We start from the raw sequence: 17628 nt of genomic DNA, 5'->3' as shown, positions 1-17628 counted from the left end.
AGTACAAACATGAGGCGAAATTCAGCAGCGACGGTAAAGTAGAGCAGTACACATAGAGCACAAGGACTCTCCATGACTCTCAATAAGACCGATCGCATTGTGATCTCGCTGGGCAGACAAATCGTCAGCGGTAAATACGTTCCCGGTTCGGCGCTTCCGGCCGAAGCGGAACTCTGTGAGGAGTTTGAAACCTCGCGCAACATCATCCGCGAAGTGTTTCGTTCCCTGATGGCGAAGCGGCTGATTGAAATGAAGCGCTATCGCGGCGCGTTTGTCGCCTCCAGAAACCAGTGGAACTACCTCGATACCGAGGTGCTGCAGTGGGTACTGGAAAATGACTATGACCCGCGTCTTATCAGCGCCATGAGTGAAGTGCGCAACCTGGTTGAACCCGCCATCGCACGTTGGGCGGCTGAACGCGCCACCTCAAGCGATCTGGCGGAAATCGAGTCGGCGCTGAATGACATGATTGCTAATAACCAAAACCGGGATGCCTTTAACGAAGCGGATATTCGCTACCACGAGGCGGTGCTGCAGTCAGTACATAATCCGGTTTTGCAGCAGCTTAGCGTGGCGATCAGTTCGCTGCAGCGGGCGGTATTTGAACGGACCTGGATGGGCGATGAAGGCAACATGCCGAAAACGCTCCAGGAACATAAAGCGCTATTTGACGCCATTCGGCATCAGGATAGCGACGCGGCAGAGCAGGCGGCGTTGACGATGATCGCCAGCTCGACACGAAGGCTCAAGGAAATCACATGACGGCTCGCTACATCGCAATAGATTGGGGATCGACGAATTTACGCGCCTGGCTGTACCAGGGCGAAGAATGCCTGGAAAGCAGGCAATCTGAAGCAGGCGTAACGCGCCTGAATGGTCGATCTCCCGCTGCGGTGTTAGCGGAAATCACACAATACTGGCGCGATGGCGCCACACCGGTGGTGATGGCAGGTATGGTCGGTAGCAACGTGGGCTGGAAAATTGCCCCTTATTTGCCGCTTCCTGCCGCTTTCTCGGATATTGGCCAGCAGTTAACTGCCGTTGGCGACAATATCTGGATAATTCCCGGCCTTTGCGTTTCCCGTGACGATAACCATAACGTCATGCGCGGGGAAGAAACGCAACTGCTGGGCGCACGCGCCTTAGCCCCTTCGTCTGTCTATGTGATGCCAGGAACCCACTGCAAATGGGTACTGGCCGATCGCCTGCAAATTCACGATTTTCGTACCGTTTTGACCGGTGAGTTGCATCATCTGTTGCTTCAGCACTCGCTGGTGGGCGCCGGCTTGCCGCCGCAGGAAACGTCCGCCGACGCATTCGCGGCCGGTCTGCAGCGCGGTATCAACAACCCCGCCGTCCTGCCGCAGCTGTTTGAAGTGCGCGCTTCGCACGTGCTGGGCGCGTTGCCTCGCGAGCAGGTTAGCGAATTTCTTTCCGGCCTGCTGATTGGCGCTGAAGTTGCCACCCTCAGCGCCACGTTCGCCGGAGAGCAGGCGATTACCCTCGTCGCCGGGTCATCGTTAACGTCCCGCTATCAGCAGGCATTCCGCGCCATTGGCCGCGAAGTCACTGCGGTTGCGGGCGATACGGCATTTCAGACAGGAATAAGGAGCATCGCTTATGCAGTGGCAAACTAACCTTCCGCTTATCGCTATTCTGCGCGGTATTACGCCAGACGAGGCGCTGGCTCACGTTGGCGCCGTTATCGACGCCGGTTTCGACGCGGTCGAAATCCCGCTGAACTCGCCGCAGTGGGAGAAAAGTATTCCGCATGTCGTCGACGCTTACGGCGAGCAGGCGCTTATCGGCGCGGGCACCGTGCTGCAACCGGAGCAGGTCGATCGGCTGGCGGCCATGGGCTGTCGGCTGATTGTGACGCCAAACATTCAACCGGAAGTGATCCGGCGAGCGGTGGGTTACGGCATGACCGTATGTCCAGGCTGCGCCACCGCCAGCGAAGCTTTCAGCGCGCTCGATGCCGGCGCGCAGGCGCTGAAAATTTTCCCGTCATCGGCTTTTGGCCCGGATTACATCAAAGCGTTGAAAGCCGTGCTGCCGCCGGAAATTCCGGTCTTTGCCGTCGGCGGCGTGACGCCGGAAAACCTGGCGCAGTGGATTAAAGCCGGCTGTGTGGGGGCTGGGCTGGGGAGCGATCTCTATCGTGCCGGCCAGTCGGTTGAACGTACCGCGCAGCAGGCAGCCGCATTCGTAAAAGCGTATCGAGAGGCAGTGAAATGAAAATAACCAATATCACCACGTACCGTTTACCTCCGCGTTGGATGTTCCTGAAGATTGAAACCGATGAAGGCATCGTCGGCTGGGGCGAACCGGTGATTGAAGGGCGCGCCCGAACGGTGGAAGCCGCCGTTCATGAATTTGGCGATTATCTGATTGGTCAGGATCCGGCGCGGATTAATGACCTGTGGCAGGTGATGTACCGCGGCGGCTTTTATCGCGGCGGTCCGATTATGATGAGCGCCATCGCCGGTATTGACCAGGCGTTATGGGATATTAAAGGTAAGGTCCTGAATGCCCCGGTCTGGCAACTGATGGGCGGGCTGGTGCGCGACAAAATTAAAGCCTACAGTTGGGTGGGCGGCGACCGCCCCGCCGAAGTGATTGACGGGATTAAGAAGCTGCGCGGCATTGGTTTCGATACCTTTAAATTAAACGGCTGCGAAGAGATGGGCATCATTGATAATTCCCGCGCGGTTGATGCCGCGGTGAATACCGTGGCGCAAATCCGCGAAGCGTTTGGCAATGAAATTGAGTTTGGCCTCGATTTTCATGGTCGGGTAAGCGCGCCGATGGCCAAAGTATTAATTAAAGAGCTGGAACCGTATCGCCCATTATTTATTGAGGAGCCGGTATTAGCCGAGCAGGCGGAATATTATCCGCGGCTGGCGGCGCAAACCCATATCCCTATTGCCGCCGGCGAACGTATGTTTTCGCGTTTTGAATTTAAACGGGTCCTTGAAGCGGGCGGGGTGGCTATTTTACAACCCGATCTGTCGCACGCAGGCGGTATTACCGAATGCTATAAAATTGCCGGCATGGCGGAAGCCTATGACGTTGGGTTGGCGCCGCACTGTCCGCTGGGGCCGATCGCACTGGCAGCCTGTCTGCACGTTGATTTCGTTTCGCATAACGCGGTCTTCCAGGAGCAGAGCATGGGGATCCACTACAACAAAGGCGCCGAACTGCTTGATTTTGTGAAAAACAAAGAAGATTTCAATATGGAAGGCGGCTTCTTTAAACCATTGACGAAGCCGGGGCTGGGCGTGGAAATTGATGAGGCCCGCGTGATTGAGTTAAGTAAAAACGCGCCGGACTGGCGAAACCCGTTGTGGCGGTATGAGGATGGCTCTGTCGCCGAATGGTAAATGCGCGTCATACTTCGCGCTGGTGATGCGTTGGCTGCATTTTCTTACCCTGGTCACATACTATTTTATGATCCCAGGGTTGCGAAAATTTGACGCCTTTCCCTAGCACAAATTATTTAACGCATCGCAACATAGTTATTAATACAAAACAAAAACACCCTCTGTAAATTACCGGGCATGGTGAGCGGCTTCGCTATGCCCAAAATCTGGAGACAGATTGCGATGGATATTTCAGTTACCGCTGTAAAAACCGGGCGTCGCCGTTATCTGACGCTCATCATGATCTTTATTACCGTGGTTATTTGTTATGTTGACCGCGCCAACCTCGCCGTCGCCTCGGCGCATATTCAGGAGGAGTTTGGTATTAGCAAAGCGGAAATGGGCTACGTATTTTCCGCCTTTGCCTGGCTGTATACCCTCTGCCAGATCCCGGGCGGTTGGTTCCTTGACCGCGTGGGGTCCCGGCTTACCTACTTTATCGCCATCTTTGGCTGGTCTGTAGCCACGTTGCTACAAGGCTTCGCCACCGGCTTAATGTCGCTCATAGGCCTGCGCGCTATCACCGGGATCTTCGAAGCACCAGCCTTTCCAACCAATAACCGCATGGTGACCAGCTGGTTCCCGGAACATGAACGCGCCTCCGCCGTCGGGTTTTATACCTCGGGGCAATTTGTTGGCCTGGCTTTCTTAACGCCGCTGCTGATTTGGATCCAGGAGCTATTGAGCTGGCACTGGGTGTTTATTGTTACCGGCGGTATCGGCATTATCTGGTCGCTGATCTGGTTCAAGGTTTATCAACCGCCGCGGCTGACCAAAAGCATCAGCAAAGCCGAACTCGACTATATTCGCGACGGCGGCGGCCTGGTGGATGGCGATGCGCCGGTGAAGAAAGAGGCGCGTCAACCGTTATCGAAAGCGGACTGGAAGCTGGTCTTTCATCGCAAGCTGGTCGGTGTTTACCTTGGGCAGTTTGCGGTAACCTCGACGCTGTGGTTCTTCCTGACCTGGTTCCCGAACTACTTAACCCAGGAAAAAGGCATTACCGCGCTGAAGGCCGGTTTTATGACCACGGTGCCCTTCCTCGCTGCGTTTTTTGGCGTCCTGCTCTCTGGTTGGCTGGCGGACAAACTGGTGAAAAAAGGCTATTCGCTGGGCGTGGCGCGTAAAACGCCGATCATCTGCGGACTGCTGATCTCCACCTGCATCATGGGGGCGAACTACACCAACGACCCGGTATGGATTATGGCGCTGATGGCGCTGGCATTCTTCGGTAACGGTTTTGCCTCCATTACCTGGTCGCTGGTCTCATCCCTGGCGCCGATGCGCCTGATCGGTCTAACCGGAGGCGTGTTTAACTTTGTTGGCGGCCTGGGGGGCATCACCGTACCGCTCGTGATTGGCTATCTGGCGCAGGATTACGGCTTTGGCCCGGCGTTGGTCTATATCTCCGTGGTGGCGCTGATAGGCGCGCTGTCTTATATCCTGCTGGTCGGCGATGTGAAACGTGTAGGCTAAATTTTTGCGATACGCTACCCTGATGCGTAAGTCTCGCATCAGGGTATCGTTATGAAACAAGTCACTTTTGCTCCCCGTCATCATCAGCTTACCAATGTTAATACCTGGACCCCCGACAGCCAGTGGCTGGTGTTCGACGTCCGCCCGTCCGGTGCGTCCTTCACCGGCGAGACCATTGAGCGAGTGAACGTAAACAGCGGCGCGGTGGAGACCATTTATCGTGCCACGCAAGGCGCGCACGTGGGCGTGGTGACCGTGCATCCAACCCAGGAGCGCTACGTGTTCATTCACGGCCCCGAGCGGCCGGATGCGCAATGGCAGTATGATTTTCATCACCGCCGCGGGGTGGTGGCCTTTCAGGATACCGTCGAGAATCTGGACGCCATGGACATCACAGCCCCTTACACCCCCGGGGCGCTGCGCGGCGGCAGCCACGTCCATGTCTATAGCCCCAACGGCCAGCTGGTCAGTTTTACCTACAACGATCATGTGCTGCACGAGCGCGACCCGGCTCTGGATCTGCGCAACGTCGGCGTGGCCGCGCCGTATGGACCCGTGACGCCGCCGGGCCACCATCTGCGCGAATATGGCGGCAGCCACTGGTGCGTGCTGGTGAGCCGCACGACGCCGACTCCCGCGCCGGGCAGCGATGAGATTAATCGCGCCTATGAAGAGGGCTGGGTCGGGAACCATGCGCTGGCGTTTATTGGCGATACGCTGGCGGAAAACGGCGACAAAGTCCCGGAGCTGTTTATTGTCGATCTGCCGCAGGATGAAGCCAGCTGGAAGCAGCCCGGCGGGGAGCCGCTGGCCGGTACCGCAACCACGATGCCCGCGCCGCCGGCGGGCGTCAGTCAGCGTCGTTTGACCTTCACCCACCATCGCCGTTATCCGGGGCTGGTGAATATTCCACGTCACTGGGTGCGCGCCAATCCACAGGCTACGAGCATCGCCTTCCTGATGCGCGACGACGCCGGTGAGGTGCAGCTGTGGCTGATTTCCCCACAGGGGGGCGAGCCGTGGCAGTTGACGCATCACACGTCGGGTATCCAGTCAGCGTTTAACTGGCATCCGTCGGGAGAGTGGCTGGGCTTTGTACTGGAGGGGCGGATTGCCTGCTGTCATGCCGGCACAGGCGATATCACCTTTTTAACCGAGGCGCATGCTCATGCGCCCTCGGCGGACGCGATCGTCTTTTCGCCAGACGGTAAACAGATTGCCTGGATGGAGGAGGTGGACGGTTATCGCCAGCTGTGGGTCACGCAGACCGGGCGATAACTTACTGGGCAGGCATCGGCGCTGGCGGGATCACCGAGTTGGTCGCCAGCGTGGCCTTCTCGCTCTTTTCGACCCGAGATTTGATTGAGCTGTCGGTGCGGAACATATCCCACGGCAGCAGCAGAGTATCCATGACGGCGGTGAACGGCATGTCCAGCGCCACCAGCGATTTCACACCCCAGTTGGTATTGTTGTCCCCCAGCGTTTGCGCACTGGATCGCGTGCCCGGATAGGTTCCCTCTTTGCCACCGGTATGTGACATTACGCTGGAGCAACCGCTCAGGCTTATTATCCCGCTGAACAGGACCAGCTTTAACAGTCGTCTGCTTTTCATTGTTCTTCCATCGTCGTTTCGGGCGTTGAGATAACCTTTTAGCGGTTATATCGGGCCATCCCGTGAATGCATAGCGTTATTGCGCCGCACTGTGGCGGGCATCGCACTTTGCTTTTTGTGCTCCTCCCCCCAGTCTAAGCAATCATCGGCAAACTGCAAAAAAAAACGCCCTCAATCCCTTGAAAAGCACGGGGAGAAACCCATTTTATAGGTGTAACCCACTGAGAATACGCCTGAGGGGTATTCCGGATTACCGCGGCCTGTCCACGATGGAAGGTCATTTGATTCTCGCTGATTTTCAGGAGCTATTTATTATGCGTAACTTCGATCTCTCCCCGCTTTATCGTTCAGCCATTGGTTTCGACCGCCTGTTTAACCTGCTGGAAAACAATCAAAGCCAGAGCAATGGCGGCTACCCTCCGTATAACGTCGAGCTGGTAGACGAAAACCACTATCGCATCGCTATCGCAGTTGCTGGCTTTGCTGAAAGCGAGCTGGAGATCACCGCCCAGGACAATCTGCTGATCGTCAAAGGCGCCCACGCTGCCGAGCAGAAAGAGCGGACCTACCTGTATCAGGGGATCGCCGAGCGTAACTTCGAGCGCAAATTCCAGCTGGCGGAAAACATTCATGTCCGCGGCGCCAACCTGGTAAACGGACTGCTGTATATCGATCTGGAACGGGTGATCCCGGAAGCGAACAAACCGCGCCGTATCGAAATCAACTAATTGTCCCTCTCAGGCCGCGTGGCGGCCTGATGTAACAACCTGCTCGCCGTCAGGGAGCATATGCGAATTCGCGCAATTCGCAGATATTCACTCGCTTCACAGAAGGAGAAAACAGTATGCGTAACTACGATTTATCCCCCCTGCTGCGTCAATGGATCGGTTTTGACAAACTGGCCAGCGCCCTGCAAACCGCCGGTGAAAGCCAGAGCTTCCCGCCCTATAACATCGAAAAAAGCGACGATAACCACTACCGCATCACCCTTGCGCTGGCCGGTTTCCGTCAGGAAGATCTGGATATTCAGCTGGAAGGCACCCGCCTGGTGGTAAAAGGCACGCCGCAGCAGCCGGAAAAAGAGACCACCTGGCTGCACCAGGGGCTGGTGAGCCAGGCCTTCAGCCTGAGCTTCACCCTCGCCGACAACATGGAGGTCTCTGGCGCGACCTTCACCAACGGTCTGCTGCATATCGATCTGACCCGCCATGAGCCTGAGCAGATCGCCCCGCAGCGCATCGCCATCAGCGAACGACCGGCGTTAAGTAGCTAATAAAGCAACCTTTTGATAAAGCCCCGATTTTCGGGGCTTTTTTGTGCCGGTCTGTTTGCTGGTATTGTGCGCCAGGCTGCATACAACCCGTCTGGCAGCGGTCATAATCCCTGTTAATAATAATGTTATTCACAGGGACGATACCATGAGTGAGATAGCATTGACGGTCAGCGTACTGGCGCTGGTGGCGGTGATTGGGCTGTGGATCGGCAATGTCAAAATCCGCGGCGTCGGCTTTGGTATTGGCGGCGTGTTGTTTGGCGGCATTATCGTCGGCCACTTTGTCGATCAGGCGGGAGTCGCCCTCAGCAGCCCGATGCTGCATTTTATTCAGGAATTCGGCTTGATCCTGTTTGTCTATACCATCGGTATCCAGGTGGGGCCGGGCTTTTTCGCCTCGCTGCGGGTCTCAGGCCTGCGGCTCAATCTTTTCGCTATCCTGATCGTGATTCTTGGCGGCCTGGTCACGGCGGTGCTGCATAAACTGTTCAATATTCCTCTCCCGGTGGTGCTTGGCATCTTCTCCGGCGCGGTGACCAACACGCCGGCGCTGGGGGCCGGGCAGCAAATCCTGCGCGATCTCGGGGTGCCGTTCGAGGTGGTCGATCAGATGGGGATGAGCTATGCGATGGCGTATCCGTTCGGCATCTGCGGCATTCTGCTGACCATGTGGCTGGTGCGCCTGTTCTTTCGCATCAATGTTGAGAAAGAGGCTCAGCAATTTGAGGAGAGCAGCGGCAACGGCCATGCCCATTTGCACACCATCAACGTGCGGGTGGAGAACCCCAACCTCAATCAGATGGCGATTCAGGATGTGCCGATGCTCAACAGCGACAATATTGTCTGTTCGCGACTGAAGCGCGGTGAGCTGCTAATGGTGCCTGCGCCGGGCACCCTTATCCAGGCCGGCGATCTGCTGCACCTGGTGGGGCGGCCGGAGGATCTGCACAATGCGCAACTGGTGATCGGCCAGGAGGTGGCCACCTCGCTGTCGACGCGCGGCACCGACCTGAAGGTAGAGCGGGTGGTGGTGACTAACGAGAAAGTGCTGGGGAAGAAAATACGCGATCTGCACGTCAAACAGCGCTATGACGTAGTGATCTCCCGGCTTAATCGCGCTGGCGTCGAGCTGGTGGCCAGCAGCAGCGCCAGCCTGCAGTTTGGCGATATTCTTAACCTGGTCGGCCGTCCGGAGGCGATTGACGCCGTGGCCGCCGAGCTGGGTAACGCCCAGCAGAAGCTGCAGCAGGTTCAGATGCTGCCGGTATTTATCGGCATCGGCCTCGGGGTAATGCTGGGATCTATCCCGTTGTTTATTCCCGGCTTCCCCGCCGCCCTGAAGCTCGGGCTGGCCGGGGGGCCGCTGATTATGGCGCTGATTCTCGGGCGCATCGGGAGCATCGGCAAGCTGTACTGGTTTATGCCGCCGAGCGCCAACCTGGCGCTGCGCGAGCTGGGGATCGTGCTGTTTCTGGCAGTGGTTGGGCTGAAATCGGGGGGCGACTTTGTGGCGACCCTGACCCAGGGCGATGGTCTGAGCTGGATCGCTTACGGCATTTTCATCACCGCCATCCCGCTGCTGACGGTAGGCATTCTCGCGCGCATGCTGGCGAAAATGAACTATCTGACGCTGTGCGGCATGCTGGCCGGCTCGATGACCGACCCGCCGGCGCTGGCCTTCGCCAACAATCTGCACGCCACCAGCGGCGCGGCGGCGCTCTCTTACGCTACCGTCTATCCGCTGGTGATGTTCCTGCGGATTATCACTCCGCAGCTACTCGCCGTGCTGTTCTGGGGGCTGAGCTAGCGGGCTGTGCGCCTGGACGCGGCGCAGATGGTAGTCCACCTGATACTCGCTGGCGTTGCGGAACATAACCGAATAGTTAAGAAACTCGCCGCTGTCGCTGTAGGAAAGGGAGGTAATCCGCAGCAGCGGCGTCTGCTCCGGAACGTTCATTGAGCGCGCCAGTTGCCTGTCCGCCAGCACCGGCGTCAGGGTCTCATAGTTCCCGCTGATGATGATCCCGCACTCCTTCTCAATATAATCAAATTTCGATCCCTCCAGATGGCTCAGCGACAGGTTACGGAACAGCTTCACCGGCATATAGCTATCCTCCAGCATCAGCGGCTTGCCGTCGACGAAGCGCACCCGCCGCGAGAAGTAGATCCGTTCATCAATTTTAATTCGCAGCAGGCTGGCGATGGCCGGCGGGGCAGGCATCACTTCGAAGGCCAGCACCTGGCTTACCACCTCTTTACCCTGCTTGCGCAGCACTTCCGCCAGGCCGGTGAGATTGCTGGTTTCATGATGGACGTCTTTACGCGCCACGTAGGTCCCCGAGCCGTGGCGACGGACCACCAACCCCCAGTCCACCAGCAGGTCGATGGCTTTGCGGATGGTCATGCGCGCCACCCCGAACTCCTCGGCCAGTTTTTTCTCTCCCGGCAGCGGGCTGCCGATGGAGAAGTCGGCAGAATTCAGCCGCAGCCGCAGGCGGTCAGCAATGGATTTGTAGATCACCAGTAGTCCTCTTGTACAGGAAAGAGCGAGGTTATTTTCTTCACCTGTTATTAAAAAATGAGTTTTAAGACAGCAGGTTATTATCCATTCATTAGATCGATTTCATCCTTTGGCTTATCGATGTCTAACTTTTGTTAACGAAGTAGACAACTTTGGCCAAATTAAAACCATGAAAGCGATCACGAATCGCAACGGCGCGGCATGTTGTTGGACGGGCAAATTCCTATTCTCGAGTGAGGCCGGTAATCAAGAAAAAGAAGGCCATTCACCCTACGAGTTGTTACATGAGGATTTCCCAATGCTCAGTCAAATACAACGCTTTGGCGGCGCCATGTTTACCCCGGTTTTATTGTTTCCTTTCGCCGGGATCGTGGTCGGTATCGCCATTATGTTGCGCAACCCGATGTTCGTCGGCGAAGCGCTGACCGCACCCGACAGCCTGTTTGCACAGATCGTTCACATCATCGAAGAGGGCGGCTGGACCGTCTTTCGTAATATGCCGCTGATTTTCGCCGTCGGCTTGCCGATTGGCCTGGCGAAGCAGGCCCAGGGCCGGGCCTGCCTGGCGGTACTGGTGAGCTTTCTCACCTGGAACTACTTTATTAACGCCATGGGGATGACCTGGGGCCACTTCTTCGGCGTCGACTTTTCCGTTGAACCCACGGCCGGCAGCGGCCTGACGATGATTGCCGGGATTAAAACCCTCGACACCAGCATTATCGGGGCGATCGTCATCTCCGGCCTGGTGACGGCCCTGCATAATCGCTATTTCGATAAACCCCTGCCGGTGTTCCTCGGCATCTTCCAGGGCTCATCGTTTGTGGTCATTGTCGCCTTCCTCGCGATGATCCCCTGCGCCTGGCTGACGCTGCTCGGCTGGCCAAAAGTCCAGCTGGGTATTGAATCGCTACAGGCCTTCCTGCGCTCTGCCGGCGCGCTCGGGGTGTGGGTCTACATCTTCCTTGAGCGCATTCTGATCCCCACCGGTCTGCATCACTTCGTCTATGGCCCGTTCATCTTTGGCCCGGCGGTAGTGGAGGGCGGACTGCAGGTCTACTGGGCAGAGCATCTGCAGGCGTTCAGCCAGAGTACGGAACCGCTGAAGACGCTGTTCCCGGAGGGCGGCTTTGCCCTGCACGGTAACTCGAAAGTGTTTGGTTCGGTGGGCATTGCGCTGGCGCTCTACTTCACCGCCGCGCCGGAAAATCGCGTCAAGGTCGCCGGCCTGCTGATCCCCGCCACGTTGACCGCGATGCTGGTCGGGATCACCGAGCCGCTGGAGTTCACCTTCCTGTTCATCTCGCCGCTGCTGTTCGCCGTCCACGCGGTGCTGGCGGCGTCCATGGCGACGGTGATGTACATCTGCGGGGTGGTGGGCAATTTCGGCGGCGGCCTGCTCGACCAGTTCTTGCCGCAAAACTGGATCCCGATGTTCCATCACCACGCCTCGATGATGTTCATTCAGATAGGTATTGGTCTCTGTTTCACCGCCCTCTACTTCGTGGTCTTCCGCACCCTGATCCTGCGTCTGAACCTGAAGACGCCGGGCCGGGAAGAGAGCGAAATCAAGCTCTACAGCAAGGCTGATTATCAGGCGGCGCGGGGTAAAACCACGGCGGCAGCCGCGCCAGAGACCCGGCTGGGCCAGGCCGCTGGCTTCCTGCAGGCCCTCGGCGGCGCCAGCAACATTGAAAGTATCAATAACTGCGCCACCCGACTGCGCATCGCGCTGGTCGATATGGCGAAAACGCAAAGTGACGACGTCTTTAAAGCGCTGGGCGCCCACGGGGTAGTACGCCGCGGCAACGGGATTCAGGTCATCGTCGGCCTGCACGTTCCCCAGGTGCGCGACCAGCTGGAAAACCTGATGAAAGATTCTCTTTCGACCGAACATACCACCATGACGGAGGCAGTATCATGAAAAAATTCTCAGTTGTTATCGCAGGCGGCGGCAGCACCTTCACCCCGGGCATTGTCCTGATGCTGCTGGCAAACCAGGATCGTTTTCCGCTGCGGTCGCTGAAATTTTACGACAACGACGGGGCGCGGCAGGAGACCATCGCCGAGGCGTGCAAAGTGATCCTCAAAGAGCAGGCGCCGGAGATTGAATTCAGCTATACCACCGATCCGCAGGCAGCGTTTACCGATGTTGATTTCGTCATGGCGCATATCCGCGTCGGAAAATATCCGATGCGTGAACAGGATGAGAAAATCCCGCTGCGCCACGGCGTGCTGGGCCAGGAGACCTGCGGACCAGGCGGGATCGCCTACGGTATGCGCTCTATCGGCGGCGTGCTGGAGCTGGTGGATTATATGGAAAAATATTCGCCGAACGCCTGGATGCTTAACTACTCCAACCCGGCGGCGATTGTGGCGGAAGCCACCCGTCGTCTGCGGCCGAACGCCAAAATTCTCAACATCTGCGATATGCCGATCGGCATTGAAGGGCGGATGGCGCAGATTGTCGGCCTCAAAGACCGTAAACAGATGCGCGTGCGCTACTACGGCCTCAACCACTTCGGCTGGTGGACCTCGATTGAGGATCTCGACGGCAACGATTTGATGCCGAAACTGCGCGAATATGTGGCGAAATACGGCTATGTGCCGCCTTCTAACGACCCGCACACCGAGGCAAGCTGGAACGACACCTTTGCCAAAGCGAAAGATGTGCAGGCGCTGGATCCGCAGACCATGCCGAATACCTACCTGAAATATTACCTGTTCCCGGACTACGTGGTGGCCCACTCCAACCCGGAACGCACCCGCGCCAATGAGGTGATGGATCATCGTGAGAAAAACGTCTTCAGCGCCTGCCGGGCGATTATTGCCGCCGGGAAATCCTCCGCAGGCGATCTGGAGATTGACGAGCACGCGTCGTATATCGTCGATCTGGCGACGGCCATCGCCTTTAACACGCAGGAAAGGATGCTGCTGATTGTGCCGAACAATGGCGCGATCCATAACTTTGACGCCGACGCGATGGTGGAAATTCCTTGCCTGGTGGGCCACAACGGGCCGGAGCCGCTGACGGTCGGCGACATCCCGCACTTCCAGAAAGGGATGATGAGCCAGCAGGTGGCGGTGGAAAAACTGGTGGTCGATGCCTGGGAACAACGCTCTTACCACAAGCTGTGGCAGGCGATTACCCTGTCGAAAACCGTGCCGAGCGCCTCGGTGGCGAAAGCGATCCTCGACGACCTGATTGCCGCCAATAAGGATTACTGGCCGGAGCTGCATTAATCCCCGCCGTTGACCGGCGCCCTGCGGGGCGCCGATGCTTCTCCCCGGTTCCTGATTTACGCTATGCTGAAGCCTGCTGCGCGATGAACAAGGAACCGTCATGAAAATCTCCCGCCTCGGCGAAGCGCCTGATTACCGCTTTTCGCTGGCTAACGAACGCACCTTTCTGGCGTGGATCCGCACGGCGCTCGGTTTTCTTGCCGCTGGCGTCGGTCTTGACCAGCTGGCGCCAGACTTTGCCACGCCGCTGATCCGTGAAATTCTCGCCCTGCTGCTGTGCCTGTTTGCCGGCGGCATGGCCATCTATGGCTATCTGCGCTGGCTGAACAACGAGAAGGCGATGCGCCTGAAGCAGGATCTCCCCTATACCCGGACGCTGCTGGTGATTAGCATCCTGCTGCTGGCGGTGGTGGTCGCGGTGATGTTGCTGGTGCTGTATGGCGGATAAACGCCGGGCGCGGCGGGAAAGCGACCCGGGGCTACAGCCAGAGCGCACCTCCCTGGCCTGGTTTCGCACCCTGCTGGGCTATGGCGCGCTGATGGCGCTGGCGATTAAGCACAGCTGGCACCGCGCCGGACTGCCGTTCTGGCTGTCGATCGGCGTGCTGGCGATAGTGGCGGGGATCCTTTGGGGCTATACCCGCCGTCGCCATCTGATGGACGTCGACGACAGCGATTTTTTACAGCCGCGGGCGGTTCGTGACAAATTTTTGATCGCACTCGCAGTACTTTCTCTGGCATTCCTGTTTGCTGTTACTCACCTTCAACAGATCGTTTCATTCATTAGGGATATGTCATGACAGGATGTCCGGCGAATTTGCCTCTCACTCATGCCCCCGGCCAGCAACATGACACTCCCTTTCAGGCGGTAGTGGTCGAGGCGGAGCATTGCCGCCAGCCGCAGGCGTTCTATGCGCAGCTGCGTCAACAGGGGCTTACGGCTATCCATTTTATTCCGCAGCTGGCGGCTGGCGACGCCGCGCTGTGGGGAGAGTTTCTCTGCGCGGTCTTTCACCGCTGGGTGCGGGAAGATATTGGCCGTATCAATATTTTGCTGTTTAGCGAGACGCTGAGCGCCTGGTGCGGCGAGTTGATAACGCAGGCGGGCGCGCCGGCGGCCAACAGCGCCTGCTACGGCTGTCCGTGGCTACGCCTGTGCCGCTGCGGCGAACAGGAAGACCCGCTGTGCGCGGGTTATCGGCAGTTCTACGATCTCAGCGGGCCCTATATGCGAGTGATGCGGGACCTGCGCCGACAGCAGCGGCCGCCAGAGGCGTTGATGCCGCTGCTGCGCTGAAGATTAGCGCCCCTTCGCCAGATACTGCGCCATCTCCTCTTCCGGCACCATTCCGCCGCCGGTGGCCCACACCAGGTGGGTCGCCTGCTGCAGCTGTTGCTCACTCAGCCCCTGCAGCTGATGGTACGCTTTGCTGGCGCAGACGCGCTGCGGCCCGGCCATCCCGGCCAGCGCGGAGGGCTCAAGGCGGATATTTTCCGCTGTCGCCAGCCAGCCCAACATGTCATACATCGTCTGGTCGTCAAGGGTATAGAACCCGTCGAGCAGGCGCTCCATTGCCCGGCCAACGAAGCCGGACGCCCGGCCGACCGCCAGACCGTCGGCGGCGGTCAGGTTATCAATGCCTAAATCCTGCACCGCTATCTGGTCATGAAGCCCGGTGTAGACGCCGAGCAGCATGCAGGGAGAGTGGGTCGGTTCGGCGAACAGGCAGTGAACGTGGTCGCCAAAGGCCAGCTTGAGGCCAAACGCCACGCCGCCGGGGCCGCCGCCGACGCCGCACGGCAGGTAGACGAACAGCGGATGGTCGGCATCGACCACCCGTCCGGCTTTGGCGAACTGCGCCTTCAGGCGCTCGCCGGCCACGGCATAGCCGAGGAACAGCGTGCGCGAATTTTCATCGTCGATGAAAAAGCAGTTCGGGTCGGATTCCGCCGCCTTGCGTCCCTGTTCGACCGCCACGCCGTAGTCCTCTTCATACTCCACCACCGTCACGCCGTGGCTGCGCAGTTTGGCCTTTTTCCACGCCCGGGCGTCCGCGGACATATGCACGGTAACCTTAAAGCCGATGCGGGCGCTCATGATGCCGATCGACATCCCGAGGTTGCCGGTTGAGCCGACGGCGATGCTGTACTGGCGGAAGAACTGTTTAAGCTCCGGCGTCAGCAATTTGCGATAATCATCTGCGCTAGTCAGCAGCCCGGCCTCGAGCGCCAGCTTTTCCGCATGGGTCAGCACTTCATAAATGCCGCCGCGCGCTTTGATCGAGCCGGAGATCGGCAGATGGCTGTCTTTTTTCAGCAGCAGTTCGCCGCCAATCGGCTGGCCGAATTTTTGCTCGAGGCGGTGCTTCATTGCCGGAATGGCGACCACTTCCGATTCGATGATCCCGCCGCTGACGGCCGTTTCCGGGAAGGCTTCCGCCAGATAGGGCGCGAAGCGCTGAAGGCGGGCATGGGCGTCCTGCACGTCGTCGGCGGTCAGGCCGACGTAAGGCAATCCCTCCGCCAGAGGGGTGGTGGCGGGGTTAAACCAGGTAGTTTCTTTCAGGGCGATCAGATCCTGCACAAGCGGGAAGGTCGCGGTCAAGGTAGTCAATTCAGCGTGTTTCATCATACGTCTCTTTGCGCTCAGATAATGAAAGAAAGCAGGAAGGTGGCGGCCAGTGCAAGTAGCGACGCGATAAAAGTCGCCGTCGTGTAGTACTTGAACGTTTCACTGAGGCTTGCGCCGCAGTACTGTTTGACCAGCCAGAAGAGGGAATCGGTGACGATCGTGCAGCCAATGGCGCCGGAACCGATAGCAATAGCGATGATCTCCGGGCTGACGCCGGGATAGAGCGGCAGCATCGGCGCGACGATGGCGGTGGCGCCCATCATCGCCACGGTGGCAGAGCCGACGGCGGCGTGCAGGATAAGCGCCACCAGCCAGGCCAGCAGAATCGGGTGCATATCGAGGTTCGACAGGATCACCGCCAGGCTATCGGCCAGGCCGCTGGATTTTAAGATCGCGTTGAACGCGCCGCCTGCGCCGATAATCAGCAGGATGTTGGCGATCGACCCAAAGCCATTTTCAGTATGGGTTAGCAGGACGCCCATCCCCATTTGCCGACGAATGCCGAGCATGTAATACGCGACAAAGACGGCGATAAACATTGCGGTGATGGGGTTGCCGATAAATTCCAGCACCGTATACAGCGTGCCGCCTTTCGCCATGTTCAGTTCGGCGACGGTTTTCACCAGCATCAGGCCAATCGGCAGCAGTACGGTAAACAGCGTGGCGCCGAGCGACTGCAGCGTCGACGCCTCGCGGACCTCAAGATTGGCAAATTCGGCCGGGACCGGTTTGTACGGCAGGCGGTTGCCTAACGCTCGGAGAAACAGCGGGCCGCCAACCAGCGAGGCGATCAGACCGACCAGCAGGCCATAGACAATCACTGTGCCAATATCGGCGCCCAGTTTGTTAGCGACAAACAGGGCCGCCGGATGCGGAGGGACCACGCAGTGCACCGCCATCAGTGCGGTACACAGCGGAATAGCCAGCTTCAGCAGCGAGGTGTTGGTTTTTTTGGCGATGGAGAAGGCCAGCGGGATCAGCAGGACCACGCCGACTTCGACAAACAGCGTGATGCCGCAGATCAGGCCGACCAGCACCATAATCACGTCCGCCGACAGCCAGCGGCAGCGCTGCAGCGTCAGGCCGATGCGCTCCGCCGCGCCGGAGACCTCCATCATCTTGCCGAGAATGGTGCCGAGGCCGATCACCGCCGCCAGGAAGCCCAGCGTGCCGCCGATCCCGCTCTCAATGGCGTTGACCATCTCCAGCGGGCCCATTCCCATCATCGCGCCGACGAAAAAGCTCGCCAGCAGCAGCGCCAGAAAAGGATGAAACTTCAGTTTGACGATCGTTAAGACGATTAACACGATGCTGATCAGCAGCGTGCTCACAACCCAGACTTGCGAACCCATATTCCACCTCGCCTGTGAATAATCTGGCCTTATTGAAGCGAGAAACCTCATGGGCTGACAAACGATATAAATGGGCTTTAAGGTGAGGAGAATTGAATCA

18 protein-coding genes and 1 other annotated feature are annotated in these 17628 nt (G+C 58.3%); of the genes, 14 read left to right on the top strand and 4 right to left on the bottom strand.

Translation table 11 applies throughout. From position 1 onward, the window contains the following. Window positions 1-72: 72 nt before the first annotated feature. The 6 genes from dgoR (at window position 73) to ACLH1U_RS22950 (ending at window position 6176) form a co-directional block, all read left to right on the top strand. Window positions 73-762, top strand: coding sequence for a D-galactonate utilization transcriptional regulator DgoR (gene dgoR, locus ACLH1U_RS22975; protein ID WP_032454431.1), 690 nt, complete (start codon window positions 73-75; stop codon window positions 760-762). Further along, window positions 759-1637, top strand: coding sequence for a 2-dehydro-3-deoxygalactonokinase (locus tag ACLH1U_RS22970; protein WP_032454430.1), 879 nt, complete (start codon window positions 759-761; stop codon window positions 1635-1637). The genes dgoR and ACLH1U_RS22970 overlap by 4 nt, the downstream gene beginning before the upstream one ends. Beyond that, window positions 1621-2238 (top strand): 2-dehydro-3-deoxy-6-phosphogalactonate aldolase, encoded by a 618-nt coding sequence (locus ACLH1U_RS22965; protein ID WP_085551802.1) that lies wholly within the window; start codon window positions 1621-1623, stop codon window positions 2236-2238. The genes ACLH1U_RS22970 and ACLH1U_RS22965 overlap by 17 nt, the downstream gene beginning before the upstream one ends. Further along, entirely contained in the window at window positions 2235-3383 is a 1149-nt protein-coding gene (gene dgoD, locus ACLH1U_RS22960) for a galactonate dehydratase (protein WP_032454428.1), read from the top strand. The genes ACLH1U_RS22965 and dgoD overlap by 4 nt, the downstream gene beginning before the upstream one ends. 177 nt (window positions 3384-3560) lie before the next feature. Next, on the top strand, window positions 3561-4898 hold the full coding sequence (locus ACLH1U_RS22955; RefSeq protein ID WP_032447014.1) for an MFS transporter: 1338 nt from the start codon (window positions 3561-3563) through the stop codon (window positions 4896-4898). A 51-nt stretch (window positions 4899-4949) separates the two neighbouring features. Next, a complete protein-coding gene (locus ACLH1U_RS22950) occupies window positions 4950-6176 on the top strand; it encodes a DUF3748 domain-containing protein (RefSeq protein ID WP_117133133.1) in 1227 nt (408 codons plus the stop codon). Between the two features lies 1 nt (window position 6177). Here the strand turns inward: ACLH1U_RS22950 and ACLH1U_RS22945 are convergent, their stop codons facing one another. Beyond that, a complete protein-coding gene (locus ACLH1U_RS22945) occupies window positions 6178-6510 on the bottom strand; it encodes a YceK/YidQ family lipoprotein (RefSeq protein ID WP_023291451.1) in 333 nt (110 codons plus the stop codon). Window positions 6511-6755: 245 nt separating this feature from the next. Further along, window positions 6756-6831 (top strand) — a sequence feature (ROSE (Repression Of Heat Shock gene Expression) occurs in the 5'-region of heat shock genes and acts as an RNA thermometer to modulate expression.). Between ACLH1U_RS22945 and ibpA the strand changes: the two genes are divergently transcribed. The 3 genes from ibpA to ACLH1U_RS22930 all read left to right on the top strand — a co-directional run bounded on the left by ibpA (window position 6825) and on the right by ACLH1U_RS22930 (window position 9590). Then, window positions 6825-7238 carry a small heat shock chaperone IbpA gene (gene ibpA, locus ACLH1U_RS22940; protein WP_004151523.1) on the top strand — a complete coding sequence of 138 codons (414 nt, stop codon included), beginning with the start codon at window positions 6825-6827 and terminating at the stop codon, window positions 7236-7238. (Overlaps the previous feature by 7 nt.) A 116-nt stretch (window positions 7239-7354) precedes the next feature. Then, complete coding sequence (gene ibpB, locus ACLH1U_RS22935) at window positions 7355-7783, top strand: small heat shock chaperone IbpB (RefSeq protein WP_411299475.1); 429 nt, start codon at window positions 7355-7357, stop codon at window positions 7781-7783. 145 nt (window positions 7784-7928) lie between these two features. Then, complete coding sequence (locus ACLH1U_RS22930; RefSeq protein ID WP_411299474.1) at window positions 7929-9590, top strand: putative transporter; 1662 nt, start codon at window positions 7929-7931, stop codon at window positions 9588-9590. Here the strand turns inward: ACLH1U_RS22930 and ACLH1U_RS22925 are convergent. Next, window positions 9558-10304, bottom strand: coding sequence for a GntR family transcriptional regulator (locus tag ACLH1U_RS22925; RefSeq protein WP_032454424.1), 747 nt, complete (start codon window positions 10302-10304; stop codon window positions 9558-9560). The two genes, ACLH1U_RS22930 and ACLH1U_RS22925, sit on opposite strands and share 33 nt — an antisense overlap. Window positions 10305-10602: 298 nt before the next feature. On the opposite strand from ACLH1U_RS22925, the gene ACLH1U_RS22920 reads away from it, so the two are divergent. The 5 genes from ACLH1U_RS22920 to ACLH1U_RS22900 all read left to right on the top strand — a co-directional run bounded on the left by ACLH1U_RS22920 (window position 10603) and on the right by ACLH1U_RS22900 (window position 14841). Then, complete coding sequence (locus ACLH1U_RS22920) at window positions 10603-12225, top strand: alpha-glucoside-specific PTS transporter subunit IIBC (RefSeq protein ID WP_023291447.1); 1623 nt, start codon at window positions 10603-10605, stop codon at window positions 12223-12225. After that, on the top strand, window positions 12222-13544 hold the full coding sequence (locus tag ACLH1U_RS22915) for a 6-phospho-alpha-glucosidase (RefSeq protein ID WP_017899668.1): 1323 nt from the start codon (window positions 12222-12224) through the stop codon (window positions 13542-13544). The genes ACLH1U_RS22920 and ACLH1U_RS22915 overlap by 4 nt, the downstream gene beginning before the upstream one ends. A 100-nt stretch (window positions 13545-13644) precedes the next feature. Further along, entirely contained in the window at window positions 13645-13992 is a 348-nt protein-coding gene (locus ACLH1U_RS22910) for a YidH family protein (protein WP_004202264.1), read from the top strand. Beyond that, on the top strand, window positions 13982-14344 hold the full coding sequence (locus ACLH1U_RS22905) for a DUF202 domain-containing protein (RefSeq protein ID WP_023291446.1): 363 nt from the start codon (window positions 13982-13984) through the stop codon (window positions 14342-14344). The genes ACLH1U_RS22910 and ACLH1U_RS22905 overlap by 11 nt, the downstream gene beginning before the upstream one ends. Continuing rightward, the gene (locus tag ACLH1U_RS22900) at window positions 14341-14841 is read left to right on the top strand and encodes a hypothetical protein (RefSeq protein ID WP_023291445.1); all 501 of its coding nucleotides are present in this window, start codon (window positions 14341-14343) and stop codon (window positions 14839-14841) included. The genes ACLH1U_RS22905 and ACLH1U_RS22900 overlap by 4 nt, the downstream gene beginning before the upstream one ends. 3 nt (window positions 14842-14844) lie before the next feature. On the opposite strand, the gene dsdA is transcribed toward ACLH1U_RS22900, so the two are convergent. Next, on the bottom strand, window positions 14845-16173 hold the full coding sequence (gene dsdA, locus ACLH1U_RS22895; protein ID WP_194859943.1) for a D-serine ammonia-lyase: 1329 nt from the start codon (window positions 16171-16173) through the stop codon (window positions 14845-14847). A gap of 17 nt (window positions 16174-16190) precedes the next feature. Continuing rightward, on the bottom strand, window positions 16191-17528 hold the full coding sequence (dsdX, locus tag ACLH1U_RS22890) for a D-serine transporter DsdX (RefSeq protein ID WP_411299473.1): 1338 nt from the start codon (window positions 17526-17528) through the stop codon (window positions 16191-16193). Window positions 17529-17628: the final 100 nt, after the last annotated feature.

Source organism: Klebsiella sp. 1SOBk5mer (assembly GCF_046603115.1).
GTDB classification, from domain to species: Bacteria; Pseudomonadota; Gammaproteobacteria; order Enterobacterales; family Enterobacteriaceae; genus Klebsiella; species Klebsiella quasipneumoniae.
This window is presented reverse-complemented; position numbering and strand designations above follow the sequence as displayed.